Annotated in this window: 23 protein-coding genes and 1 pseudogene; 9 read left to right on the top strand and 15 right to left on the bottom strand. The window is 70.5% G+C overall.

Annotated elements, in window-relative coordinates:
* Nucleotides 1-137: 137 nt before the first annotated feature.
* Nucleotides 138-329: pseudogene (locus I6J71_RS47440) on the bottom strand (DUF3159 domain-containing protein); the annotation flags it as partial.
* A gap of 276 nt (nt 330-605) precedes the next feature.
* On the opposite strand from I6J71_RS47440, the gene I6J71_RS01095 reads away from it, so the two are divergent.
* The 6 genes from I6J71_RS01095 (at nt 606) to I6J71_RS01070 (ending at nt 5,309) form a co-directional block, all read left to right on the top strand.
* Nucleotides 606-1,433, top strand: coding sequence for an SGNH/GDSL hydrolase family protein (locus I6J71_RS01095; protein WP_204093001.1), 828 nt, complete (start codon nt 606-608; stop codon nt 1,431-1,433).
* 87 nt (nt 1,434-1,520) lie between these two features.
* Nucleotides 1,521-2,255, top strand: coding sequence for an OmpA family protein (locus I6J71_RS01090; RefSeq protein ID WP_239154353.1), 735 nt, complete (start codon nt 1,521-1,523; stop codon nt 2,253-2,255).
* 5 nt (nt 2,256-2,260) lie between these two features.
* Nucleotides 2,261-2,680 (top strand): LapA family protein, encoded by a 420-nt coding sequence (locus I6J71_RS01085; protein ID WP_204093000.1) that lies wholly within the window; start codon nt 2,261-2,263, stop codon nt 2,678-2,680.
* A gap of 71 nt (nt 2,681-2,751) precedes the next feature.
* On the top strand, nt 2,752-3,228 hold the full coding sequence (locus I6J71_RS01080) for a hypothetical protein (RefSeq protein WP_204092999.1): 477 nt from the start codon (nt 2,752-2,754) through the stop codon (nt 3,226-3,228).
* On the top strand, nt 3,225-4,109 hold the full coding sequence (locus tag I6J71_RS01075) for a hypothetical protein (RefSeq protein WP_204092998.1): 885 nt from the start codon (nt 3,225-3,227) through the stop codon (nt 4,107-4,109). The genes I6J71_RS01080 and I6J71_RS01075 overlap by 4 nt, the downstream gene beginning before the upstream one ends.
* A gap of 594 nt (nt 4,110-4,703) precedes the next feature.
* On the top strand, nt 4,704-5,309 hold the full coding sequence (locus I6J71_RS01070) for a hypothetical protein (protein ID WP_204092997.1): 606 nt from the start codon (nt 4,704-4,706) through the stop codon (nt 5,307-5,309).
* 321 nt (nt 5,310-5,630) lie between these two features.
* Here I6J71_RS01070 and I6J71_RS01065 read toward each other — a convergent pair whose 3' ends face one another.
* The 9 genes from I6J71_RS01065 to I6J71_RS01030 form a co-directional block, all read right to left on the bottom strand.
* The gene (locus I6J71_RS01065) at nt 5,631-8,402 is read right to left on the bottom strand and encodes a BTAD domain-containing putative transcriptional regulator (RefSeq protein ID WP_204092996.1); all 2,772 of its coding nucleotides are present in this window, start codon (nt 8,400-8,402) and stop codon (nt 5,631-5,633) included.
* Between the two features lie 470 nt (nt 8,403-8,872).
* Nucleotides 8,873-9,775, bottom strand: coding sequence for an ectoine hydroxylase (gene thpD, locus I6J71_RS01060; RefSeq protein ID WP_204092995.1), 903 nt, complete (start codon nt 9,773-9,775; stop codon nt 8,873-8,875).
* A gap of 76 nt (nt 9,776-9,851) precedes the next feature.
* Entirely contained in the window at nt 9,852-10,247 is a 396-nt protein-coding gene (locus I6J71_RS01055) for an ectoine synthase (protein ID WP_204092994.1), read from the bottom strand.
* Between the two features lie 160 nt (nt 10,248-10,407).
* Nucleotides 10,408-11,658 (bottom strand): diaminobutyrate--2-oxoglutarate transaminase, encoded by a 1,251-nt coding sequence (gene ectB, locus I6J71_RS01050; RefSeq protein WP_204092993.1) that lies wholly within the window; start codon nt 11,656-11,658, stop codon nt 10,408-10,410.
* A gap of 38 nt (nt 11,659-11,696) precedes the next feature.
* Nucleotides 11,697-12,200 carry a diaminobutyrate acetyltransferase gene (gene ectA, locus I6J71_RS01045; RefSeq protein WP_204096799.1) on the bottom strand — a complete coding sequence of 168 codons (504 nt, stop codon included), beginning with the start codon at nt 12,198-12,200 and terminating at the stop codon, nt 11,697-11,699.
* A gap of 362 nt (nt 12,201-12,562) precedes the next feature.
* Nucleotides 12,563-13,957, bottom strand: a complete 1,395-nt coding sequence (locus I6J71_RS50245; protein WP_370542268.1) for a DUF3376 domain-containing protein — start codon at nt 13,955-13,957, stop codon at nt 12,563-12,565.
* A 1,106-nt stretch (nt 13,958-15,063) separates the two neighbouring features.
* On the bottom strand, nt 15,064-15,750 hold the full coding sequence (locus I6J71_RS50240) for a hypothetical protein (RefSeq protein WP_370542068.1): 687 nt from the start codon (nt 15,748-15,750) through the stop codon (nt 15,064-15,066).
* Between the two features lie 50 nt (nt 15,751-15,800).
* Nucleotides 15,801-17,045, bottom strand: a complete 1,245-nt coding sequence (locus tag I6J71_RS01035; protein WP_204092992.1) for a DUF445 domain-containing protein — start codon at nt 17,043-17,045, stop codon at nt 15,801-15,803.
* Nucleotide 17,046: 1 nt separating this feature from the next.
* Nucleotides 17,047-17,838: an Abi-alpha family protein gene (locus I6J71_RS01030; protein WP_204092991.1), complete on the bottom strand. Its 792-nt coding sequence runs from the start codon at nt 17,836-17,838 to the stop codon at nt 17,047-17,049.
* A 65-nt stretch (nt 17,839-17,903) separates the two neighbouring features.
* Here I6J71_RS01030 and I6J71_RS01025 point away from each other — a divergent pair, with 65 nt between their 5' ends.
* The gene (locus I6J71_RS01025) at nt 17,904-18,752 is read left to right on the top strand and encodes a maleylpyruvate isomerase family mycothiol-dependent enzyme (RefSeq protein ID WP_204092990.1); all 849 of its coding nucleotides are present in this window, start codon (nt 17,904-17,906) and stop codon (nt 18,750-18,752) included.
* A gap of 122 nt (nt 18,753-18,874) precedes the next feature.
* Here I6J71_RS01025 and I6J71_RS01020 read toward each other — a convergent pair whose 3' ends face one another.
* From I6J71_RS01020 to I6J71_RS01005, 4 genes are all read right to left on the bottom strand, one after another.
* Nucleotides 18,875-19,261 carry a lipopolysaccharide assembly LapA domain-containing protein gene (locus I6J71_RS01020; RefSeq protein WP_204092989.1) on the bottom strand — a complete coding sequence of 129 codons (387 nt, stop codon included), beginning with the start codon at nt 19,259-19,261 and terminating at the stop codon, nt 18,875-18,877.
* A gap of 68 nt (nt 19,262-19,329) precedes the next feature.
* On the bottom strand, nt 19,330-20,466 hold the full coding sequence (locus I6J71_RS01015) for a dipeptidase (protein WP_204092988.1): 1,137 nt from the start codon (nt 20,464-20,466) through the stop codon (nt 19,330-19,332).
* 10 nt (nt 20,467-20,476) lie between these two features.
* Complete coding sequence (locus tag I6J71_RS01010; protein ID WP_204092987.1) at nt 20,477-21,082, bottom strand: alpha/beta hydrolase; 606 nt, start codon at nt 21,080-21,082, stop codon at nt 20,477-20,479.
* Complete coding sequence (locus I6J71_RS01005) at nt 21,079-22,044, bottom strand: ring-cleaving dioxygenase (RefSeq protein ID WP_204092986.1); 966 nt, start codon at nt 22,042-22,044, stop codon at nt 21,079-21,081. Before I6J71_RS01005 ends, I6J71_RS01010 begins: the two co-directional genes overlap by 4 nt.
* A gap of 94 nt (nt 22,045-22,138) precedes the next feature.
* Here I6J71_RS01005 and I6J71_RS01000 point away from each other — a divergent pair, with 94 nt between their 5' ends.
* Nucleotides 22,139-22,591: a MarR family winged helix-turn-helix transcriptional regulator gene (locus I6J71_RS01000; protein ID WP_204092985.1), complete on the top strand. Its 453-nt coding sequence runs from the start codon at nt 22,139-22,141 to the stop codon at nt 22,589-22,591.
* Nucleotides 22,592-22,638: 47 nt separating this feature from the next.
* A complete protein-coding gene (locus I6J71_RS00995; RefSeq protein ID WP_204092984.1) occupies nt 22,639-23,019 on the top strand; it encodes a VOC family protein in 381 nt (126 codons plus the stop codon).
* 168 nt (nt 23,020-23,187) lie between these two features.
* Here the strand turns inward: I6J71_RS00995 and I6J71_RS00990 are convergent, their stop codons facing one another.
* A complete protein-coding gene (locus I6J71_RS00990) occupies nt 23,188-23,688 on the bottom strand; it encodes an RNA polymerase sigma factor (RefSeq protein WP_239154352.1) in 501 nt (166 codons plus the stop codon).
* Nucleotides 23,689-23,931: the final 243 nt, after the last annotated feature.

The following is a 23,931-nucleotide window of genomic DNA, read 5'->3' as shown; positions in this document are numbered from 1 at the left end:
GGGTTCGAAGTGTCCAAACCGTCGACTCAACCCCTCCGTTCCGGGTACCGTAGGGATCGGCCCCCGGACCCTCCCCCCTCGCCGGGGGCCGCCTTATGCCCTGGGTCCGTTTTCCGGATGCGGTTCCGAACCCGGTTCCGGCGCGGCCGGTAGGCACCGAGCACGACGGCGACCCCGATCGCGATGATCGCACCCCAGGAGATCGAGCGCCCGGTCGCGAGCCAGCCGATCACGAAAACCACGGGCGGGATGCTGGCGTCGATCGCGCCTCGGCGGCCGCCGAGGATCTGCGTGAGCGACTCGCGCGGAGGCGTCGTCTCATCCGTCACATTCCCAGCCTGCCCGATACCTGCGCGAACGTCCCGGACCGGGAGATCTTCACCACACAGCGTGCCCGCTCGGTGCTCATCCGAGTGCTTCGTCACCCCGCTCGACGGTGAAATTCCCGTAATACGAGCGACGGAAGTGCCGACAAGGTAAGAGACTGTGGCTTCCGGCTGAACCAGGGGTGGCGGATGGGAAGGATACGGGGACGTCCGATTGTTAGTTGTGGTGTACAACTTCACTCGGGGTAGGCGCGCAAGACGGGGAAAGGGGATCCCAGGGTGTTCGGAATCGACAGTTACGTGGCGATCGGTGACAGCTTCACCGAGGGCCTCAACGACGGGCTGCCGGACGGCTCCTTCAGGGGCTGGGCCGACCGCCTGGCCGAGATGCTCGCCGCGGGCCGGCCGGACTTCCAGTACGCCAACCTCGCTCTGCGCGGCAAGATGCTCGACGAGATCATGGAAGAGCAGGTGCCCATCGCGCTCGAGCTCAAGCCCGACCTGGTGACCCTGTGCGCCGGCGGCAACGACGTGATCGTGCCGGGCGCCGACGTCGATGCGATCGCCGCCCGCTTCGAAGCCGGGATCGTGAAGCTGCGCGAGGCCGGCATCCCGGTCGTGATCTTCAACGGACCCGACACCAAGGCGCTGTCGGTGATGAGCGTGCTGCGCGGCAAGATCGGCATCTACAACACGTACCTGTGGGCGATCGCGGCCCGGCACGGCGCGAAGATGGTCGACCTCTGGACCATGGAGCCGCTGCACGACCGGCGCGCCTGGAGCGACGACCGCCTGCACTTCACGCCCGACGCGCACCGCCGCATCGCGCTGCTGACGGCCGAGGTCCTGGGCGTGCCGGTGACCGAGGACTGGCGCGAGCCCTACCCCGCGAGCACCGAACCGGCCACGTGGATCACGTCGCGCCGGTCGGACCTCACGTGGACCAAAACGCACCTGCTGCCCTGGATCCGCCGACAGCTCCGCGGCGAGTCCATGGGTGACGGGCTGTCACCGAAGCGCCCGCAACTCTCCCCGCTCGTCCAAGCCGACGCGGCCGCGTTCGACCTCGGCCTGGGCGACTTCCAGGACAACGCCACCGCGAGCTGACCGACGGTGGTCCGATCGGGCGAGCGCCACCCGAATGGCGCCCCCGACCAGGTCGCCATCGGGCCCGGCCCGGCCTATGGTCCCTTTATGTCCGGTGTACGCGGGTGGCTCCGCCTGATCCCGATCGCGCTTCTCGTGACGGCCGTGCTCGCGGGCGTGGCGACGTTGGTGCGGGCCGACGGGATCGAAACGGACCTCGCCGGCCGATCACGCTCCGCGCTCGCCGCCGCCGGGATCACGGGCGGCGACGTGACGTTCTCCGGCCGCCAGGCGACGCTGTCGGGCTTGCGGGCGGAGCAGGCCGGGCGCGCGCTGGGGATCGTGCAGGGAGTGGAGGGTGTCGAGTCCGCGCAGGTGTCCGGCGGGCCCGCGCCGGTGCCGCCATCGCCCGCGCCCTCGACCACGGCGGCGTCGGAGCCGCCGTCCAGCAGCGCGGCACCGACCACGACGTCGTCGGCGCCGCCGACCGACCGCGCGGGTGTGCAGGACGAGGTGGACGCGCAGCTGGCCGACGCGCCGATCACGTTCAAGCCCAACAGCGCTCAGCTCACGCCCGAGGGCACGCAGGCCGCGCGGGCCGTCGCGAAGCTGCTCGCGGCAGCGCCGAACAGCTTGCGCTACCGCATCACGGGGCACGTCGGCGAAGGCCCCGGCGGGCGCGCGTCGGCGATCCGGCTTTCGCAGAGCCGCGCGCGGGCGGTGGTACGGCTGCTCACCGCGTCGGGCGTGCCGGCCAACCGGCTGCTGGCGCGCGGCACGGGGACCGCGGCGCCGGGTGAGGGTGGCGACCGGCGCGTCGAGATCACGGTCGAAGAGAGGTGACGGGGATGCTGTGGCTCTTCGGGCAGATCTGGTTGTGGCTGCTCGTCGCGTTCCTGCTGGGGGCGCTGGTGATGTGGCTGATCACGCGCGCGGCCCGGCCGAAGCCGCGCCGCGAAGCGGAAGCGGCGGTGCCGGAGCGCGTCGAAGTGCCTGAACCCGTGGAAGCCGAACGCACCCAGTACATCCCGGTGACGCACTACGACGAGCCGCCGGAACGCGTCTACAACGACTACCCCGACGTCGATCCGGACGAGCCGTACGCCGCGGACAACGAATCCGGCCACCGGACCGGAGAACTACCGGACGCCGAACCGCGCCTGTCCGGCGACCTGAACTGGCCGGCCGCCGACGGGCCCGCCGGCGACTGGCCGCGCGAGGACGAGGCGCACGAGTCCGCACCCCGGCGGCCTGGGCGAGGTGGCTGACACCCACCTGGTAAGTTCGGCTACGCACTGTGAGCGGGAGCCGTGAGCCCCGGACAACGTCAGGAGGTCCGATGGCGCTCCCGCACTGGACGCCGCAGAACCTGCTGCCGCCGGGCCGGCACCACGCCGACCTCGCGGACGTTTACGAGCGGCTCGTGTACGACGCACCCCACCAGAACGAGCGCGAGATCCTGTTCAGCGCGCTCAACAGCTACCTCGGCGTCGCCCAGCGGGTGATCCCGTCGGGGCGCGCGTGGATCGGCGGCGCGTACGTCACGCGCACGGCCCACCCGCCGCGCGGCCTCGACGTGGTGCTGCTGCCCGACGAGTGGGGTGCGCTCAAGCGGCTCGACGACAGCGGGCGGACGGCGTTGTACGGCTTGCTCACACTGCGTGGAGTCATCGTCGGGCAGCCCGCGATGTACCTCGACCAGGTCCAGCCGGTGGGCGGCATGCTCGACGGGTTCCTGTGCCGGCCCGGCGACGAGGACGTGTGGGAATCCGTGTGGGCCGAGGGCGGCAAGGGGATTCCGGAGTTGGTGTGGTGAGGAACGAGTTCCGGCGCATCGCCGACGAGATCCCCGGCGGAACGTGGCTCGACGACCTGGCACGCGCGTCGGCGATGGCCGCCAACGCGAAGTTCGAGCGCACATCGCGCTCGCCGCTGCTGCACGTGTCGGTGATCGGCGAAACGCACATCGACGCGTACACGTTCTCCGACATCAGCCGCGCGCTGCAGGACGCGACGGCGAAGATCGGGCACATCATCCGGAACCCGTCGAACGAGGTCACGTTCGTCCAGCAGGCCGACCGCGACAAGGCGCCGCTGATCCAGAAGGGCCAGGCGGGCAACGCGATCTTCTTCGGCTTCCCCGAACCGGCACTCGACGACGCGCTCATCCACGACGGCATCGAGACGCTGTCGGAGCGGGCCGTCAAGGAACTGTGCGACTTCCTGCCGGCCAACGGTTCCGACGATGGCGCGCTCGATGCCGTGCTGCTGCAGCGCGACACCGTGCGCAACGCGGTGAGCGACATCGTCAACGCGGTGAGCAAGCACGCCGGGATCGGCATGGCGCTGACCCCGACCGCGGGCGAACAGGTGACGCGGAGCATGACGACCGAACAGGCGCGGGTGCTGCAGGGCAGCCTGCGCGAGTCGCGCGAGGCGGTCGGCTACGAGACCGTGACGGGCCGGCTCGACGGCGTCCGCACGCGGCGGCGCATCTTCTACCTCGAGCGCGAATCGGGCGGGACGATCCAGGGCGCCGTCGCCGAGGACCTGCTGGACCAGATCAAGGAAAACCTGGACCGGCCGGTGACGGCGCGCCTGCGCGTCGTCCGCACGACGACCATCGACGGGCGCCGCGGCCGGCCCGTGCACGAACTGCTGGAGATCACTCCCGAAGTCAGCTTGTTCGACCACTGAAATCGGGCTCGGTTCGTTCACCAGCGTGAATTCGGTCCCGTTTCGCATGCGCCGCGTATACAGGCGGCCTATTCGGTGGGTCTTCCGACTTTCCGGGCGCCGAATGACCAGGTCACAGGCTGGTTCCGCGGGCGGTAAATGACCGGTGGTTCATCGGCGTGGTGAATAGCTGACGTTTTCCAGTACGTAACGATTTCGCCTCTTGCACGTACGTGTGGGTTAACGTCGTCGCACTTCGACCCGGAAGGCCCCACACGCATGACGTCCGATCCGCGGTACCCGTCCGCACCCGCGCGCCACGGCCGATCTACTGGACGCGTACCCGGACCGCCGGGCGACCGGCGTGCGGTTCCGCCGGGCGACTCGGGATCGGCGCCGGGTCGGGGTGGCTCGGACTCGGGCTCGTGGCCGGCCGCTCGCGGCCCTTCGGACTCGGGCTCGTGGCCGGTGGAGCCGGGCGCCGCGGCGCGGACCGGCCGTGGCGACCCGGGTTCGCGGCAGGCCGATCCGCTCGGCGGTTCGCGACGGCTCGACCGGGCTGCCGATCCCCGTGGGGTGGCCGCGCGGCAGCCCGCCTCGGCCCCGGGTGGTGTGGTGCCGGTGCCGCGGAACCGGCCGCCGGCGCCGCCGAAGCAGAACGTGCTGGGGATCGTCGGCGTGGTGCTGGGCCTCGCGGCGGCCGGGGCGGTGTTCGTGCCCGATTACGCGTACGTGGCTTGGCCGCTGGCGGGCGTCGGGCTGGTGCTCGGGGTCGCCGGTGTGGTCCAGTCCGCGCGCGGGAAAGCGCGCGGCAAGGCGATCGCGGTCGTGGCGGTGGTCGTCGCGGTCGTGGCGGCGCTGCTGGCGGCGACGATGGTGCTGTTCCCGTCGGCGTTCGGCGCCCGCAGCGCCGGCGAACTCCACATCCCGCCCGCGGCGGGCGACCAGCACCAGGTCGACTTCGTCGTGACCTCGGCAGGCGGGGCGACCGTCCGCTACGGCACGCTGAACGACCAGCGCACGGAAACGGCACCCGCGAGCACCGACGACTGGCACGGCCGCGGCTCCTTCAGCGGCGGCACCCCGATCCTCTCGCTCACCGCCGATACGGCGAACGCGAGCGTCGCGAACCAGATCTCCTGCTCCATCACCGTCGACGGCCAGAAGGTCGCCGACAACAGCGGCTCGACGATCGCGCTCTGCACCGCCAACGTCGAGTAAGCCTGGTACTTCGGGGTTTCGGGCCACTTGCCCGGGGCCTGGCGGCCGGCCGGCCTACCCCCAAGTCGGCCGGCCAACCGCCACCGAGCCGCTCCTGGCGGCTCTTCCGGGCCCACCGCACGCGACTGCGAGCCCGCGGCGCCGGCTTCACAGCCTGCCCCTCCCCTAGGGCTCCGCCGGCACCGTCACCGACCCTACGCGGCCTCGCCCCCGGGACGCTAAGAAACCGCTAAGTATGCCCGGCCAGGGTATCCCCGGCCTGCGCAAACGCGGGTGAACATTGTCCAAGAACCCGCTTGCACGGATCGTCCGAGGCGATCTTCAGCCGAGCGAAGCCGCCTCAGCGCGGACGTCCGCGACCTGCCGCGGGTTCACCCGCTCGTACAGCTGCGCTGCCAGCTCGTACTGCTCCCGAGCCGACGCGACCGTCACCGGCGCCAGGCGCAGGATCCGCGCCAGCGTCACCCGCAGGATGGCCTCGTGCAGGTCGAAGCCGCGGGCGTGCGCCAGCGCGATCCCCTCGCGGGCATAGCGCGAAGCGGCCGCCGGGTCGCCCAGCCGCACCGACAGTTCGGCCAAGTTGTTCAGGGAAACGGTCGCGTAGCTGTCGTCGCCGAGCTTGCGGTCGATGGCGAGCGACGCGAGTTCGTGGGCGACCGCGTCCTCCAGCCGGCCGGCCCGTTTTTCCGTCTCCGCGCAGTTGTTGAGGGCCTGGCCGCGAAGTTCGAGGTCGCCGGTCCGTTCGGTTTCGGCCACGGCGTCCAGGAGGCGGGAGATGGCCTCGTCGTGGCGGGACTCGAGGGACAGCATGCTGCCGAGGTGGATGTTGGCGACCGTGACGGAGCGCTCGTCGCCGAGCCGGACCGCGAGTTCGAGGGCGCGTTCGGCGTCCCCGGGACACAGCGAGGGCAGTTCGAAGGTCAGTGCGATCGCGCAGCGCGAGATGAGCATCCAGCACTGGCCGAGCACCTCGCCCGACGCTTCGGCCGCCGCCAGGCCGAGGTCGACCACGCGCGTCCACTCGTCGAGCAGCGGGCACACGACGCGGTACGTGTGGGCGACGCGCGCGAGCCGCCACGTGTCGGTGTGGAGGCCGGCGGCGGAGGCGGCGTCGAGCAGGGCCAGGATGCTCGCCCACTCCGCCGCGAACCAGTCCTGGGCCTCGTCGAACGCGGGGAAGACCGGCAGCGCGTCGGTCGGCATCAGCTCCCTCAGATCGAGCGGGTCGACGATCCGCAGCATCCGCCGCCGCGCCGTGTCGGAGGCGGCCTGGTAGAACCGCACCGCGCGCGAGAGCACCGCGGCACGCTCGGCAGCGTCCAGTTCGGACTCCGCGAGCTCGCGCAGGTACAGCCGCACGAGATCGTGCGGCGCGAAGACGTCGCGGGCGGTCTCGGTGAGCAGGTTGTGCGCCGCGAGCGTGCGCAACACTCGACGGGCCTGGACCACTGGCACGGACGCCACCGCCGCGGCCAGGTGCGGGCCCACCTGCCGCACCGGCAACGCGCCCAGTCGCAGCAGCAGATCGGCCGCCGGCCGCGCCAGCCCTCGGAACGACACGTCGAACGCCGCGCGCACGCCACCGTCGGCACCGTCGGCACCGTCGACCTCCAGTGCCGCCAGGCGGGTGCGTTCGTTGCCCAGCTCGTCCACCAGGTCCTGCACGGTCCACTGTGGACTCGCTGACAGGCGCGCGCCGGCGATCCGCAGCGCCAGCGGCAGGTACCCGCACAGTCGCGCCAGCGCGTGGTTGAGGTCGAAGTCCGCGGGCCCGGCCAGCTCCTCGATCACCCGCACGGCATCCGCGGGCGCGAGCGTGCCGAGCACGCGCAGCCGGGCCGCGTTCGACACCGCCAGGCCCTCGAGTTTCGACCGGCTGGTGACCACGGTCATCGACCGCGAGCTCGGCGGCAGCAAGGGCCGCACCTGCTCGGCCGAGCGCGCGTCGTCGAGCAGCACGAGCAGCCGGCGCTCGGCGATGAGCGAGCGGTACAGCGCGACGCGTTCGTGCAGCCGGTCGGGCACCTCACCCGTCGGCACGCCGAGGCCGAGCAGGAACTGCGTGAGCAGGTCCACCGGCTCCAGCGGCGCGTGCCGCGGGTCGAAGCCGCGCAGGGAAGCGAACAACACGCCGTCGGCGAAGCGCGCGGCCGCGCGGTGGGCCCACCACACCACGAGCGCGCTCTTGCCGACTCCCGCGGTTCCCGACACGACCGCGACGGTGCTCTCGCCGGTCTCCGCCAGCTCGTCGAGCCACGTCAGCTCGGCCTCCCGGCCGGCCAGCGACGGCACCGCGGCGGGCAGCTGGGAAGGCGCTTTCCTGGATTCGTCCGGACCTGTCGCGACGACACCCAGGTCGTCGTTCAGCACGCGCTCGTGCAGCCACCGCAGGTCGCCACCGGGCTCGACGCCCAGCGTCCGCAGCGTCGCGCGCGAGACCGTGCGGTACAGCTCCAGCGCGTCGCCACGGCGGCCCGCGTGGTACAGCGCGCGCATGAGCTGCCCAGCCGTCCGCTCGGCCAGCGGGTCGGCTCGCACGAGCGGGCTCAGCTCCACGATCAGCTCGGCGTGGCGCCCCAGCTCCAGGTCGGCGTCCACGCGCGCGCCGTGGATCGCCAGGCGCAGGTCCTCCAGTTCGGGCGCGCGCACGGAGTCGGGCACGCCGGCCAGCGCGGGTCCCTGCCACAGCGCCAGAGCCTCGCCCAGCAGCGCCGACGCCCGCCCCGGCACCTCCAGCACGGCCCGGTCGAGCAGCGCCCGGGCGCGGTGCGCGTCGATGCGGCCGGGATCGACCGCCAGCTGGTAGCCCGGTGGGCTCGTCAGGATCTCGGCCACGGTCGCACCGCCCATGTCGCGCAGCACACGGCGCAAGTGGGAGACGTTGCCGTGCACGATCGTCCGCGCCGTGGCGGGCGGGTCGTGGCTCCACAGCGCGTCGATGATCTCCTCGAGCGGCACGACCTTCCCGACGCGCAGCGCCAGCAGCGCGAGGAGTCCCTTCACGCCGGGGCCGCCGATGGACACCGCACGTGCCCCGTCGAGCAGCTTCACCGGGCCGAGCAGCTGCACGTGCGCGCCCGAGAATTCGGCCATGCTCGCGCGCACCTCCCGTCCCGGCATCTCCCCCGCCAGAAAGGCACAACTTACCGTGATCGAGAGCTGACAGACACAACTCTTTCGTGAACTCCACCCGCCGGACACCAGCACGTAAGCCGCTGTTTCACCGGTTGTGCACACGGTTTTTCCACCGAGCAGCGCCCGTAGCCCGGATGTCGTAGCGGGATCACCCTCCGGCACAACGAATCCGGCCCCGCACCATCAGTCCCGATCTGATGGTGCGGGGCCGGACTCGGTGACGTCGGCTGGGCCGCCAGGGGGCGCGGTCCACCCGACTTCATTGCTGTCCCGGCGGGACGGGTGGGCTCACCCCGAGCGAAGAACCCGGACTGCCGCGGACAGCTCCTCCGCGGCGGCCCCGAGGGGTCCGGGCGGAGTGGCGACAAAGTAACAGGGCGCACATCCTCCGCTACGGGCGACCCGCCCGGACGACGTGGTAACGCTGGTCACCGTCGCACCGGGGTGCTGTCGCGGCCGGCGATGAACGACGGCCGCGGCTCGCTCGCGGCGAACGGCTTGCCCAGCGCGTTCTCGACGCTGTTGAACACCAGGAAGATGTTCGACCGCGGGTACGGCGTGATGTTGTTCGACGAGCCGTGCATGACGTTCGAGTCGAACCACAGCGCCGAACCGGCCGTGCCGGTGAACTGGTCGATACCGTACTCGGCCGCCATCTTCGTGATGTCGTCCTCGGTCGGGACACCGACGCGCTGGTCCTTCAGCGAGCTCTTGTAGTTGTCGTCCGGCGTCTCGCCGACGCACTGCACGAACGTGCGCTGAGAGCCCGGCATCACCATCAGCCCGCCGTTGAACGCGTAGTTGTCCGTGAGCGCGATCGAGCAGCTGACAGCCCGCGGCGTCGGCATGCCGTCCTCGGCGTGCCACGTCTCGAAGTCCGAGTGCCAGTAGAACCCCGTGCCCTTGAAGCCCGGCATGTAGTTCACCCGGCTCTGGTGGATGTACACGTCGGACGCGAGGATCTGCTGGGCCCGGTCGAGGATCCGGGGGTCCTTGACCAGCTCGGCGATGAGATCCGAGATCTCGTGGACGTCGAAGATCGACCGGACCTCGCCGGTCTTCGCCTCGGTGATCACGCGCTCGTCGGCTCGCAGCTCCCGGTCGGAGGACAGCCGCACGAGCTCCTGCCAGTACGTCTGGACCTCACCGGGCGAGAGCAGACCCTCGTCGATCGTGTACCCGCGAGCCTCGTGGTTGGCCAGCGTGGCGGCGTCGATGGGGCCGTCTGCCTCGGTGCCCCACACCGTGGGGTGCACACGTGGAAGGTGCTCCGGCGTACCGGTGATCCGCGTCGGGTAACTGTCCCCGACCCGAGTGTCCATGAGCGTCACAGTGGCTCGCCTCCTGGTTCAAACGTTCTTTCTCGTGGGGTGCGGTGGTGGCAGCGGGCGGTGTCGCCGGGAGGGCTCAGGCGGTCTCTTCGGTCACGAGCGGGTACACGCCGTTCTCGTCGTGCACTTCCCTGCCGGTCACCGGCGGGTTGAACACGCACACGCATTTGATCTCGGTCTTGGGCCGTACCTGGTGCTTGTCGTGATTGTTCAGCAGGTAGAGCGTTCCTGGCTTGAGCGGGTACACCTCGCCCGTCGCCAGGTCCTCCACCTCGCCCTCACCGGAGGTGATGAAAACGGCCTCGATGTGGTTGGCGTACCAGAAGTCGTTCACCGTGCCCGCGTACAGCGTGGTTTCGTGCACCGAAAAGCCTACGCCCTCTTTGGCGAGGATGATGCGCTTGCTGCGCCAGTTGGGCGTCTTGATGTCAGCGTCGGTGTCGGTGACTTCGTCGAGCGTACGGACCAGCAAAGGTCGCTCCTTGTCTTCTCGGGGGAGGAGTCTTCTCGGGGGAGGAGTCTTCTCGGGGGAGGAGTCTTCTCGGGGGAGGAGTCTTCTCAGGACAGAACTTTTTCAGCCCAGCCTTTTCGGGACCGGCGGTGAACTTCCGGCCGGTTCGTGTCCGAAGTGGCTACTTCAGGACAGCGGCGATGGAGTCGTCGATGATCGACAGGCCCTGCGTGAGCTCGTCGTCGGTGAGGGTCAGCGGCGGCAGCAGTTTCATGACTTCGCCGTCCGGCCCCGAGGTCTCCATCAGCAGGCCGCGCTCGAACGCGGCCTTGCACACGGCGCCCGCGAGGTCGCCGGTCGCGAACTCGATGCCCCGCGCCAGGCCGCGGCCCTTGGCGAGCAGGTTCGCTTCGGGGTAGGCCTCGACGATGTCGTTGAAAGCGGCGGCGATGCGCTCGCCCTTGGCCTTCGTGGACTTTTCGAGCTCGTCGTCGCTCCAGTAGACGTTGATCGCCTCGGTGGCGGTGACGAACGCGGGGCTGATGCCGCGGAACGTGCCGTTGTGCTCACCGGGCTCCCACACGTCGAGCTCCGGCTTGATCAGCGTGAGCGCCATCGGGATGCCGTAACCGCTGATGGACTTCGACAGGCAGATGATGTCGGGCTTGATGCCCGCTTCCTCGAAGCTGAAGAAGGGGCCGGTGCGGCCACAGCCCATCTGCACGTCGTCGAGGATGAGCAGGATGCCGTGGCTCTGGCACAGGTCCGACAGGCCCCTGAGCCAGTCGAGGCGCGCGGCGTTGATGCCGCCCTCGCCCTGCACGCCCTCGACGATCACGGCGGCCGGCTCGTTGAGGCCGCTGCCGGAGTCTTCGAGGAGCTTCTCGAAGTACAGGAAGTCGGGGATGGTGCCGTCGAAGTAGCGGTCGTACGGCATCGGCGTCGCGTGCACGAGCGGGATGCCCGCCCCGCCGCGCTTCATCGAGTTGCCGGTGACCGACAGCGCGCCCAGCGTCATGCCGTGGAACGCGTTGGTGAAGTTGATGACCGCCTCCTTGCCGGTCACCTTGCGGGCCAGCTTGAGCGCGGCTTCCACCGCGTTGGCGCCGCCGGGGCCGGGAAAGACGATCTTGTAGTCGAGCTCGCGGGGCCCGAGGATCTTCTGCTTGAAGGTCTCCAGGAAGTCACGCTTGGCGACGGTGAACATGTCGAGCGCGTGCGTGACGCCGTCGCGCTGGATGTAGTCGATCAGCGCGGCTTTGAGCTTCGGGTTGTTGTGGCCGTAGTTCAGCGCACCGGCACCGGCGAAGAAATCGAGGTAAGGCTTGCCGTCCTCGCTGTACAGCCGGCTCCCCTGAGCGCGATCGAACACGACCGGCCAGCCCCGGCTGTAACTGCGGACTTCCGATTCGAGCTCTTCGAAGATGCTCATGACGTTTCTCTGCTCCTACTCGCCCCGAAATTGACGCGTTATTGACGGACCAACGGCCCGATGCGGTAAAGGTCTTCCGGCTCGTGCCCGCCTTCGCCGTCTTCCGGGAAATCTCCGGCTTCGAACAGTCTGCTGCTGTCCAACGAAGCGTTCCACCGCTTCGCGAACGATGCGAACAGGCGGATCGAAGCCTCGTTGTCCGGGGTGATCGTTGTTTCGAGGTACCGCACCCCATTGTCGACCAAGCGGGAATACAGGGCGTCGAGCAGCTGCCCGGCCAGGCCTTTCCCGCGCTGTGAAGCGTCGACGGCGACTTGCCACACGAGCGCGACGTCGGGCTCGGTCGGCCTCCGGTAGGCGATCACGAACCCCACCGCCGCACCGTCGACTCGGGCGACCACCGAACTCTCCGCGAAATCGCGGCACCACAGCAGGTACGCGTACGGAGAGTTGAGATCGAGCTTCTGCGAATCACGCGCGATTCGCCAGAGGGCGGCGCCATCGGCCTTGGTCGGGGATTCGATCAAGTGCTTTCCGGACATACTCAGGAAACGTAACAGAGAATTTTCCCACCGCCAGCGACGCGGACCACGCTCACCTCCCTCACCTGCGGCAACGCGAACTGTCCGGTGAGCAGGCCCACAAACACGTTTCACCAGCGGCCACACGGGGCATACGCGCGCCTGGACCGCTCACCGCGGTGAGCGGCCTCCGGAGAGGTTCGCCCTTCCGACGATGACGCCTCACGCGGTTCCTCGCAACGCGGGCGCCTCGTTCCCGAGGCCAGGTGGCGCGTCCTGACCTGGGACTTCGACTTCCACCGTGATGTGCCGAACCCGCTGGGTGATCAGCACGGCTGTTGCGGGCACAGGCGGGGACCAGCGGATTTCCGGGGGTGCGCTGCTCAGCGGCAGCCCGGTCGGCCGCGTCGGTCGATTCCGGTCGGTACCAACTTTTCACCGGGCGCCCCGCCGACCACAATTGACGCTCGGTCAGCGCCCGGCGGGCGCCGGCCGGCCACAGAGGACCGCCGCGCGGCCGGCCTCCGGGAGCGGTTCCGGCGCCGGAGCGCGGCGAAGGGGGACCACACCGCGGGCAACACCAGCAACAGCACCACCAGCAGCCACCACACCGGCGCCTCGCCGTGCTGCCAGCCGGCGACGAGCGTGCCCAGCCAGCCGAAGAGCGGCACCGCCAGCACGGGCAGGAACGCGGCGAAGAGCAACGCCAGTACCACCAGCACGCACAGCAGCATGAGCACCATCCGCCACGTGCGCTTCAGCGTCAGCAGGCTCACCACGAGGAACACGACCGCGCCCGCGGCGACCGGCGGGCCGACCCACTGCAGGACCTGGCCGCCGTTGCCGCCGAGGACGAGGCCGGCGACGGCGGTCACGGCGGCGGCGACGAGGTTCCACGGGCGGCCCAGCCGGGTCGCGCCCTGGGTGACCCACCAGGCGCTGCGGCCGACGGCTTGCGCGAGCTTGGCACCCGGTTGGAGCGACGTCGGCACGCGAGTGGCGCTCGCCGCGGCGTTGATGCCCGTCGCACCGGCTTTCACCAGCGTCTTGGTCAGCAGCATCGTGTCCCGTTCGCCGTCGAAGCGTTCGGCCGAGACCTGGCAGGCCTGGAACGCGCGTTGCGTCGCGGCGGCGTCCGCGGGCGGCGTGGCCATCACCTTGCGGAACGCCTCGGACGGTTTGCCGTTGCCCAGAGCTGCGTCGGCCGCGGCCTGCTCCGCGACGACCGGCAGTTCCTCCCGCGCGATTTCCACCTGGCGGCCCCGCGCGAGCACCATCGACGTCACCGGCAGGCTGGCCGGCAGCTCGTCGGTGAACGCGACGTCGCCCAGCTGAGCGTCCAAGCCCAGGAAAGCGAGCTCCTCCCCCACCTGGGCCACCAGCGCTTCGACAGCCCCGGCCGGCCCGTTGTCCGCGACACTCGGCAGCTGCCAGCCGACGGCCTTGAACGCCTCCCGCACCTCGGCGCGGAACGCCTCGGGACCGAGCACATTGCGCAGCACCCGCAGCCGGTGCGGATCCAGCAGGCACTGCACGAGCCAGCCGGCACCGTCGACCCGGCCCCAGAGCCAGTCGTTCGCGCGCCACGAAGCCTTGTAGAACGCGCCGAAGGAGTTCGCCTGCAGGCCCGTCAGCTTGGTCCAGCCGCGCTGCCGGCCGAGGTCCAGCAGCGTGCGCGAGTCGGCGCTGACCTGCACGAGATCCACGCGCTGGTCCACCGACGGTGGCTGCGCGAGCAGGCCGCGGGTCGCGATGTGCAGCAGGAGCAACCGCGACATCAGGGTGTGGTCGGTGTGGTCGGACCCGTCCCCGCCGGTCAGGCCGAACCAGCCGAGCAACGTCGTCACGGTGTCGACGGCGTCGGCGATCAGCCGGGCAACGTCGGCCTCCAGCTCGATCCCGCTGGTCTCCACCGCCGGCCCCGATCCGCCCGCCTCGGTCAGCGCGGATTTCGCCGGCGGTTCCGCCGCGAGTTCCTGCAGCACCGGTGCCGCGTCCCGCAGCGCCGACGTGACGAGCGGCCACGCCTCGCGCAGCGCGTCCGACTTGCCCAGCTGCGCCCATTCGTGCGCCAGCTGCCCGACCCAGTCCGACAGGGAGGTCCCCGCCGGCGGCGGTTCGTGCCGCGCGATCCACGGCGACATGCGGATGCCGCGCGCCGCCTTGCTCCGAGCCGCGTGCAGCCGCGCGCGTACGTCGTTGAGCGTGTCGGCGTGTTTCTGGTCCGGGCACAGGTGGAACGCGGCGTTCACGAGCTGCAGGCCCGTCGCCACGGAGTCGTCGAGCGCTGTCGTCCGAAACATCGCGAGGTCTTCGACGCGGCAGGCCGGTCCCGGTGCGTTCGCTGGCATGCCGTTGCGGAGCCCGTCGGCCGCGACCGCACGCAGCTGGGTCGACCTGCCCATCGCCCACTCGTCCTCGACCGGAGAGTCCATAGTGGACAAGGCGTAGTACCTCGTGGCCGTGCGCACGAGCTCGGCCGCGTCGTCGGCCACGCGCCGCTCGAGGTAGGCCGCCATCACGCGCCGGTCCACCAGCTCGCCGCCGCGAAGGCCCAGCGCCGCCAGGGAAACACGCGTGTCGCGCGTGGCGACGACAGCGTCGTTGTGCTCGGTCAGCTCCTCGATGTCGGCGCTGATCGTCTGGTTCATGACCGTCGACGCGACCTTCGCCAGCGCCGTCCCGAGCAGTGGCGGGTTCGCCGGATCGACCGGCACCGCGGCGGCTTCCGGTTCGATGGCCGGCACCACGTACAGCAGCAGCCGCCGCACGTCCGACGACGACGGGCGCTCGAAGATCTCCCGCAGCGCCGGGCGCAGCGGCTTGTTGACCAGCACCCCGCCGTCGGTGAGCCAGTGCGACCGGGTCAGCTCGGTGTAATCGGTCATGTCCGGGTGCAGCCGGTCGGCGTCCGCCGGCCCGAGCGGCAGCCGCGAGAGCTCGAACGCGCCGGGCGACGAGGCCGTGGACCGCGCGGCGAGCGCGAGCGGCGCGATGACCCGGCTGTTCCACAGTGGACCGGCGAAGCGGAACAGCATGCGGTGTTCGGTGTCGCGCACCAGGTTGCCGAGTGCGTCGTCGTAGCGCAGGTCTCGCCGTCGATCATCGTGCCCGGCAGCAGCAGCGTCATGTCCGGCGCGTCGGCGGGCGTGGTGCCGCCGGCGGCGATCGTGCGCAACGCGCCTTCGAGGTCGCCCAGGAACCGGTCACCGTCAAGCAGCGAGCGCGGCTGCTTCTCGTTCGGGTCGCGGATGAGGTTCTCCAGCGAGCCGGCGGTGAGGAGCGTGTCGCGCAGCGGCCCCGGCGACGACTTGAACGCTTCCGCGAGTCCGAGCCCCGCCGCGCCGATGCCGCCCGCGCTCGTGCCCGTGAGCACGTCCAGCCGGACGGTCGCGCGCAGCAGGTCGAGCAGCTTGCGGTAGCCGCTGCCGTCGCCCGGCGTGCGCGACGCGTGCAGCAGTGCCGACGTCTCCGTGGCCACCCCGCTCATCCAGACGGCCAGGCTCGCGCTCCCGACCATCGTCATGGCGAGCCGGATCTCCTGCGGCCACGGGGCCGCTCCCTCACTCATGCCACACCCCTCGACGCCCCTGTCCCGACGGCAGCACAGTAGCGCTGTGATCAAGAGGCGAGGTGCTCCAGCAGCAGAACTTGGCCCTCTCCTACCAAAAACCCGAGTACGGCGCCCGTCGCGATGAGGATCCACTCGTCCTGCTGGAACGCCGGGCGCAGCAACTGCTCGAACTCCTCGGGCGGGAGTTCTTTCATCTTGGTGACCAGCACGTTGCGGATGTCCATTGCGTCGGTGGCGTAATCCTCGATGTAGCGCATCGTCTCGGGCAGGCGTGCCATGATCTGCTCGGAGATCGTGAACTTCACGTCCTGGTAGCGACGGCTGCCGATGGCGAACACCAGCAGCGGCTTCGCGACGTTCGCGGCGCGGCCGATCTCCACGTCGAGCTGGCGCTGGATCAGCCCGAGCACGCGGTCGGACAGCGGGCCGCGCAGGATGGCCTCGATGACGTTGTGCGGTGTGATGATCTCCTTGGCGATCAACGCGCCGTACGACTCGGCCACCTCCGCGCGCCGCTTGAGGAACAGGCCCTGCCACTGCACGCCGAAGTACCGCTTCGGCTCCAGCGGGTAGAAGATCATGCGCAGCGCGAGCCAGTCGGTGAACCAGCCGGTGAAGAGACCGAAGACCGGCATGATCGGCGGGAACTTGAACAGCACCCAGGCGATCATCTGGATCACGCCGATCAGGCCGCCGAACACCAGGCCCGACCGGGCGATGAACGTGAACTCCCGCGCACCCGCCTCCTGGAAGATCCGGTTGAGCAGGCGCTTGTCCTTCACCAGGCTCGTGACGACCATGCCCTTGAGGTCGAACACGCTGTCCACATCGGACTTGATGAGCTCCAGCACGGCCTTGACCATGTGCGGCGACTCGGTCTGCACGCGCTGGATCAGCAGCCGCTGCACGCCCACCGGCAGCGACTCCCACAGTCCCGGCCGGTAGTGGCCCGCGACCTCGCGCACGATGTCTTCGACCGCCGCCTGCAACGGTTTCTCGATCTCGCGCGCGATCCGCTCGGCGTCGAGCCGCGCGACGATCTCGGCCGGCTTGATCAGCTGCTCCGTCATGGTGTCGCACGCGATGCTCGCCATCCGCGCGGCGCGCTTGGGCACGATGCCCTGCCAGCCGAGGAACGGCTTGATCCCCAGGAACTCCACGGGCTGGAACATCATCCGGATCGCGACGAGCTTCGTGCCGTACCCGATGAGCGCGGCGACGACGGGGATCGAGACGTAGAGCGGCCAATGGCGGGCGAAGTCGTCGACGAGGCCGGCGAGGAAGGCGCCCACGCTAGCCCAGGCTCGGGTCGCAGGCCTGCCAGAACTGAGCACCGAGCCGGGAGATGTGCACGGTCCGGCGGATCACCTTCACCCGCTTCACCTGCTTCTCCACCTCGCGCACGGTCTCGTCGGTCAGCAGGATTTCGTACTGGGTTTCGAGCGCGGGCACCTCTTCGTCGAGGTCGGCGAGGCCGAGACCGATCAGTCGCGTGACGTAACCGGGCACCTGGTCGGGCAGCGACACCCCGGCCGCTTTGCCGACCGTCGACGCGTTGCGCAGCACGATCCGCCCGGCGGCGCCGAGGCTCGTGCGCTCGGCGATGTCGACCGTCGGGAACGGCGAACCGTCGGCCAGCGCGGCGAGGATGCGCGCCTCGTCGGGGGTGAGCTGGCGCAGGATGATCGCGTAGAAGTACTCGCGGGCCCGGTCGCGGCCGAAGCCGATGGAGTGGTTGAGCAGCTCGGCCATCGCGGCGCGCAGCGGCTCTTCGTGCTGACGGCCCGGCACGAGGGTCACGGCCGGCTCGGCCACGCGGCCGTTGGTTTCGCCGCGGTGCATCGCCGACGCCGCGGTGAGCGCCGCGTGGTACGGGTCGTCGACCTCGTCGAGGCGGCGGCGCAGCTCGCTCAGCAGCGTGCGCTCGACCTGCCGGATCCCGCGCTCGGCGGAGTCGAGCACAGGCAGCTTGCGCGTGAGCCCGAACCCGGCGCGCGCGGCCCAGCCGGCCAGCTGCCCGGCGCGGCGGGCCACGTCGGCCACGTCCCCGGCCGAGACGCGGCCGTTCGGTCGCTGACTGTCCACAGGCCTGTCCTCCTCGTGCTCCGCGCTGATGCTACCTGCGGGTAGCCAATCCGGCGTGGTGTTGGATGACGCCCATGACCGCGACGCACTGGGGACTGCCGATCGACGTCCTCCCGCTGTTCGCCCGCGAGGAACAAGCCCTGGTCAGCGTGCTCACCGACCTCGACGCGGACCAGTGGGCGGCGCCGACGGCGTGCCCCGGCTGGAGCGTTCACGACCTCGTCGCCCACGTGCTGGGCGACAAGCTCGGCCGGCTCTCCCGCGACCGCGACGGCTACGAAGCGGTCTCGCCCGCGCCGGGCGAGGCCTTCCCCGCGTTCATCCACCGCAGCAACGACGAGTGGGTGCGCGCGTGCCGGCGGCTGTCGCCGGAGGTGCTGTTCGCCATGGTCGTGGACAGCACCGCGCAGCTCACCGAGATGTGGAAGCGCCACGACCTCGACGAGCTCGGCGGGCCCGTCACGTGGGCGGGCCCGGCGCCGGCACCGCGGTGGCTCGACGTGGCGCGCGAGTACACGGAGCTGTGGGTGCACCAGCAGCAGATCCGCGAAGCCGTGGGCGCGCCGCTGCTCGACGGCCCGGAGTTCCGCGCGCCGGTGGTGGACACCTTCATGCGCGCACTGCCGCACACCTTGCGCGACGTCACGGCACGCAGCGGCCGGCAGGTCGGCTACACCGTCACGGGCCGAAGCGGTGGCCGGTGGACCGCTCGCGCCACGTCCGGTGGCTGGACGCTCGACTGCGGGGCGCCGTCGTCGCGCGCGCCGCTCGCGTCGGTGACGACGGACGCTGACACGTTCTGGCGGCTGTGCGTGCGCATGGTCCAGCCCGCGGACGTGGCGGATCGCATCTCCGCGAAGGGCGACGAAAGCGTTTGCGCGGCGGCGCTGGAGATGGTGTCGATCATCGTCTGACGGCGGCGTTTGGCGGCCCGCGGGCGTTTGCGGCGGCGGAGCTCACCCGGCCGGGCACACGTGTCCCCGGTGGATGTCGCACCGCCGGTTTCGGCGCGCGACGTCCACCGGGCCGGACCCCGTCACTTCTGCAGGCGCTTGGACTGCTTCTTCAGCTGGTAGATCCGGGCTCCCCCGACCAGGGCGATCACGATCATGCCGCCGAGTGCCGCCAGCAGCATCGCGATGCCGAGCGGCAGGCTGCCCGACATGCCGAGGAAGTGCACCGTCACGCTGTCCAGGTTCTGCAGGATGAACACCAGCAGGAACGCCAGCAGCACGATGGCCACGACCGCCGCGATCCAAGCACCGCTGACGCGCGTCGGGCGCTTCTTCCCGGGCTTGGTCGGTGTGGACGTGCCACCCGGCTGAGTCGGAATCGGTTCGGTCCCGGGCACCTCGACACCCGGCGCCTCGGGGGTCCCGGAGCCCGTGGCTCCGGTGGTGTGGTCACTTCGTGCGTGGGACATGCCCTGATTGTCCGCCCCGACCCGCGCGAACGCCGGTTCTGGAACCCTAACGGGTGAGTACCGGTGTTTCAGCGCTCGAGGTCGACGTCCCGCAGCACCCGCAGCGCGTTGCGGCCGGCGAGCTTCGCGCAATCCTCGTCGCTCCAGCCGCGCTCCATCAGCGCGGCGAACAGCACCGGGTACTTCGACACGTCCTCCAGGCCCTCCGGCAGCGAAGCGACGCCGTCGTAATCGCCGCCGAGGCCGATGTGGTCGACGCCGGCGACCTCACGCGCGTGCTCGACGTGCGCGACGACGTCGGCGACCGTCGCCTTGGGCTTCGGCGGCCCGTCCCAGGTCTCGGCGAAGCGGGTACGCCGGCCGAGGTTGCGGAACTCCTGGCCCGCGGCCGTCATCGCGGCCTTGAGCTCCTCGTCCCACGCGGAGACGGCCGGCGAGATGAAGGCGGGCACGAACGTCATCATCGCGACGCCGCCGTTGCCGGGCAGCTGCGCGAGAACGTCGTCGGGGATGTTGCGCGGGTGGTCGTTGACCGCGATGCACGACGAGTGGCTGAAGATCACCGGCGCGCTGGAGACCTCGAGCGCGGCGCGCATGGTGCTCGGCGCGACGTGCGAGAGGTCGACCAGCATGCCGATCTCGTTCATCGTGCGCACGACCTCGCGGCCGAAGTCGGTGAGCCCGCCGTGCGCGGGTTCGTCGGTGCCGGAGTCGGCCCACGTGGTGTTGAAGTTGTGCGTCAGCGTCAGGTACCGCACGCCGAGGCGGCGCAGGATCCGCAGCACGCCCAGGGATTCGGCGATGCTGTGGCCGCCTTCGGCGCCGAGCAGCGACGCGATCCGGCCGTCGGCGAACGCGGCTTCGGCTTCGTCGGCCGTGGTCACGATGCGCAGGCGGTCGGGGTAGCGCTGGGCGAGCTGGTACACGACCTCGATCTGCTCCAGCACGGCCGTGACCGCGCTGTCGCCTTCGAACTGGCACGGCACGTAGACCGACCAGAACTGCATGCCGAGCTTTCCGTCCGCCAGCTTGGGGAAATCGGTGTGCAGCGACGGCTGGCGCATGGTCAGGTCGAGCGCCGCGGCCGCGGCAGCGGGGTCGGGTCCACCCTGCTTCCGCAGCTCCCACGGGAGATCGTTGTGACCGTCGGACAGGATCGTCTTGCTCAGCAGGTTCGTCGCGCGCTCGAGTGCCCCGGAAGTCATGGGGTCGACCCTAGCGAGCGAGCCACTCCCGGGCCGCGCGGACGCCGTCGAGCGTGATCTGGTGCCCGCCGGGCTGACGGTGGACCGTCACGTCCGCGTGCCGCTCCTCCAGCAACCGGATGTACTCCTCCGTCGAGGACAGCGGCGCCATCGGGTCCTGCTCGCCGTTGGAGAGGAACACGCGCGAGCCCGACAGGTCGAACTCGGGCGGCTGCGGAACCGGGGACATGCCGGAGAACAGGGCGGCTTCCCTCAGGACTTCGGGCCGCAGCAGCGTGACCGCGGCGGCGATGTTGGCACCGTTGGAGAAACCGACGGCCACCAGCCGTCGATCACCCAGGCCGTACTCCTCGCGGGCCCACGTGACGAAGTCGGCGAGCTCGTTGGCGCGCCGCACCACGTCCTCGTGGTCGAACACGCCCTCGGCGAGCCGGCGGAACCACCGCGCGGCACCGAATTCCGACACCGGCCCGGCCGGGGCGAGCGTCGCCGAGCCGGGGCTCAGCTCGCGCGCCAGGCCGAGGAGGTCGTCGGGACCGCCGCCGGTGCCGTGCAGCAGGAGCAGCACCGGCTTCGCCGGGTCACCTTCGACGTACTTGTGCTCGAGCGCGCTCATGCCAGCTCCGGGTTGTTCTCGGTGGGGAGGTTGAGCTTCGGCAGCATGTGCTGGATCTCGTCGCGGCGCGGTTCGAGCCACGGCGGCAGCTTCAGCGCGCGGCCGAGTTCGAGCAACGGCTCGTCGACGGCGAAGCCGGGTGCGTCGGTGGCCACCTCGAGCAGCGTGCCGCCGGGTTCGCGGAAGTAGATGGAGCGGAAGTACTGCCGGTCCAGGATGGACGTCACACGCACGCCCTTGTCCACCAGCTCTTCCCGCCACGCGGCCTGTGTCGGCTCGTCGGGCGCGCGCCAGGCGACGTGGTGCACGGTGCCGGTGGCGACGAGTCCACGCGGGACTTCCGGCGTCACCAGGACGTCGACGTACGCACCGGGGCCGCCCGCGCCCGCCTCGAAGCGGAAGCGGTTTGCCTCCTGGCTGTGGAAGGAAAGTCCGAGCCCGTCGGTGAACATGCCGGCCGTCGCGTCCTCTTCGGACACCGAGAGCGTGACCGAGTGCAGGCCGCGGATGGCGTTCTCCGCCGGGACGAGCTTCGTGTCCCACGGGTCGCGCGGGTCTCCCTGCGGGTGCGCGACGAGGGCGATCTGCAGGCCGTCGGGGTCGCGGAAGGTGAGCGTCTCTTCGTTGTCCGCGTTGCGGATCTTGCTGGTTTCGACGCCCTGTTCCTTGAGGTGCTGCTGCCACCAGCCGAGCGAGGATTCCGGGACGGAGAACGCCGTGGTAGTCGCCTGCCCGGTGCCGAGGCGGCCGCTGGGCGCGTCGGGCCACGGGAAGAAGGTCATGAGCGAGCCGGGTTTGCCCGACTGGTCGCCGTAGTAGAGGTGGTAGGTGCCCGGGTCGTCGAAGTTGACGGTGGTCTTCACCAGCCGCAGCCCCAGGGTCCGGGAGTAGAAGTCGACGTTGCGCTGCGGGTGGCCGCCGATGGCGGTGACGTGGTGCAGCCCGCTGGTCTTGATGGACATCGGGTCTCCTCGGGTGCTGTTGCTCAACGCTAACCCGCAAAACCTCTCGCGCGCAAGATATATTCCGGTGAGACTGTGGGGTAACCTGTGGCCCGTGACACCTGACCCGCGCACGGACGACGACGAGATCGTGACCTGGTGGGGCCTCGTCATCGAAGGCTACCTGGCCACCCAGGACAAGCTGATGGGCGAGATCGCCGACCGCTTCGGCCTGGCACCCGCGTCGTTCGACATCCTGCTGAGGCTCGTGCGGTCGCCCGACCACCGCATGCCGATGACCCGCCTGGCCACCGAGGCTGCGCTGTCCAGCGGCGGTTTCACGAAAGTGGCCGACCGGCTCGTCGCGGCGGACCTCATCTGCCGCGTCCCGAGCCCGGACGACCGGCGCGTCACGTTCGCGTCGCTGACCGAGCACGGCCTCGACGTCGCGCTGAAGGCCCGGTCCGCGGGTGCGGAGATCCTGCGCCGCATCGTCCTGGCGCCCTTGGGCGACGAGGCGGCTTCGCTGGCGTCGGCCATGCGGACCCTGCGTTCGGTCAACGGCTGAAAAACGGGCACTACCGGCGTTTTGCCTGGTCGGCGCATGCTTTTGACATGCTCACCGACTCGACCATCACGATCATGCTCCCGGTGAGCGACGCCTCCCGCGCCGCCCACTTCTACTCGGACGCCCTCGGTCTCGCCCCCGTCGCCACTGGGGAGGACGGCACCCAGTACTTCGCGGCCGGCGCCGGCACCATCGGCCTGCGTCCCATGCCGCCGGGCTCGCAGAGCCCCAACACGGCCCTGAGCTTCGAAGTGTCCGACCTCCCGGCCGAGCTGTCGGCCCTGGAGAACCGCGGCGTGGAGTTCCAGGACATCGACATGGAGGGTCTGAAGACCGTCGACCACATCGCCCAGGTGGGAAAAGAACGGGCGGCGTGGTTCTCGGATTCGGAGGGCAACGTGCTCTGCCTCCACGAGATCACGGGCTGACGGGCGGATTTCTGCTGGCCTGGCGGGTTCCGCTGAACCGCTTCTTTGGCGGGTTCCCCGGCCCGCTTCCTGCTGGCCGGCGGGTTCCGCTGCCTGCGTTCTGCTGACCCGGCGGGATCCCACTGACCCGCAGCGGTTGCCGACCGGCTCGCCGGCCTCGTCCGCCGGTCAGGGGTAGCTGTAGCCCTGCGCGGTGAGCCGGTACCTGAGCACGGCCAGGCACCGGCTCCGCAACTTGCCCAGGCTGCTCGGCGACACGCCCAGCTCGGCCGCCACCTCCCGAGCCGAAAGTTCCGGCCGGTGCGCCAGCAACCACATCAACCGCCGGTGCCGATCCGGCAGTCCTTCGACCGTGCGCCACAACGCGGCGGCCAAGTCGCCCCGCACCGCGACCGCTTCCGGCGACTCGGCAGAGTTGTCCGGCGCCAGGGCTGCCTCGGCGCCTCGCGCCCGCCGCCCCACCGACCGGATCGCGTGCCGCCGCGCGACCGTCGACAACCAGGCGCCGAGCCGGGACTCCTCGCGCACCCCGACGGGTCGCCTGAGGAACTCCAGCCAAGCCGACTGGCACGCGTCCTCCGCCTCACCACGCAGCCCCGGATCGGCGGCCACCACCCGCACGACCAGCTCCGAAAGCCGCCTCAGCTCCCCGTTGTCGGCCATGCCCATGCCCACGTCCTTTCGTCCGCAACGCAGACGACGCGAACACCCCCACCGGATCCCACGGCCCACACCGACCGCCGAATCGGGCGAAAACATGTATCCGCAGGCAGACGAGCTGCACCGGGTGAAGTGTTCGGTGTTCGCTAGTGACCGAACACCGAACGCCCCTGTCGTACGCCGACGCGCTCGCCAAGCTCGTCGACGCCTTGGGACAAGTTGGGTTCGAAGCCCGGCCGCGGTCGGCCGACC

Source organism: Amycolatopsis sp. FDAARGOS 1241 (assembly GCF_016889705.1).
Classification (GTDB): Bacteria; Actinomycetota; Actinomycetes; order Mycobacteriales; family Pseudonocardiaceae; genus Amycolatopsis.
Note: the sequence above shows the minus strand (reverse complement) of the source record. Positions and strands in the feature narration are given on the sequence as shown.

Bases quoted from the DNA above. Each gene is read 5' to 3' on its own strand.
- I6J71_RS00990 (WP_239154352.1), bottom strand. From the start codon at position 23,688: ATGGGCATGGCCGACAACGGGGAGCTGAGGCGGCTTTCGGAGCTGGTC.
- I6J71_RS50240 (WP_370542068.1), bottom strand. From the start codon at position 15,750: ATGAGTGAGGGAGCGGCCCCGTGGCCGCAGGAGATCCGGCTCGCCATG.
- I6J71_RS50245 (WP_370542268.1), bottom strand. From the start codon at position 13,957: ATGTCGCGGTTGCTCCTGCTGCACATCGCGACCCGCGGCCTGCTCGCG.
- I6J71_RS01020 (WP_204092989.1), bottom strand. From the start codon at position 19,261: ATGTCCCACGCACGAAGTGACCACACCACCGGAGCCACGGGCTCCGGG.
- I6J71_RS01065 (WP_204092996.1), bottom strand. From the start codon at position 8,402: ATGGCCGAATTCTCGGGCGCGCACGTGCAGCTGCTCGGCCCGGTGAAG.
- I6J71_RS00995 (WP_204092984.1), top strand. From the start codon at position 22,639: ATGCTCACCGACTCGACCATCACGATCATGCTCCCGGTGAGCGACGCC.
- I6J71_RS01085 (WP_204093000.1), top strand. From the start codon at position 2,261: ATGCTGTGGCTCTTCGGGCAGATCTGGTTGTGGCTGCTCGTCGCGTTC.
- I6J71_RS01080 (WP_204092999.1), top strand. From the start codon at position 2,752: ATGGCGCTCCCGCACTGGACGCCGCAGAACCTGCTGCCGCCGGGCCGG.
- I6J71_RS01090 (WP_239154353.1), top strand. From the start codon at position 1,521: ATGTCCGGTGTACGCGGGTGGCTCCGCCTGATCCCGATCGCGCTTCTC.
- I6J71_RS01015 (WP_204092988.1), bottom strand. From the start codon at position 20,466: ATGACTTCCGGGGCACTCGAGCGCGCGACGAACCTGCTGAGCAAGACG.
- ectB (WP_204092993.1), bottom strand. From the start codon at position 11,658: ATGAGCATCTTCGAAGAGCTCGAATCGGAAGTCCGCAGTTACAGCCGG.
- I6J71_RS01005 (WP_204092986.1), bottom strand. From the start codon at position 22,044: ATGTCCATCAAGACCAGCGGGCTGCACCACGTCACCGCCATCGGCGGC.
- I6J71_RS01025 (WP_204092990.1), top strand. From the start codon at position 17,904: ATGACGCCCATGACCGCGACGCACTGGGGACTGCCGATCGACGTCCTC.
- ectA (WP_204096799.1), bottom strand. From the start codon at position 12,200: ATGTCCGGAAAGCACTTGATCGAATCCCCGACCAAGGCCGATGGCGCC.
- I6J71_RS01010 (WP_204092987.1), bottom strand. From the start codon at position 21,082: ATGAGCGCGCTCGAGCACAAGTACGTCGAAGGTGACCCGGCGAAGCCG.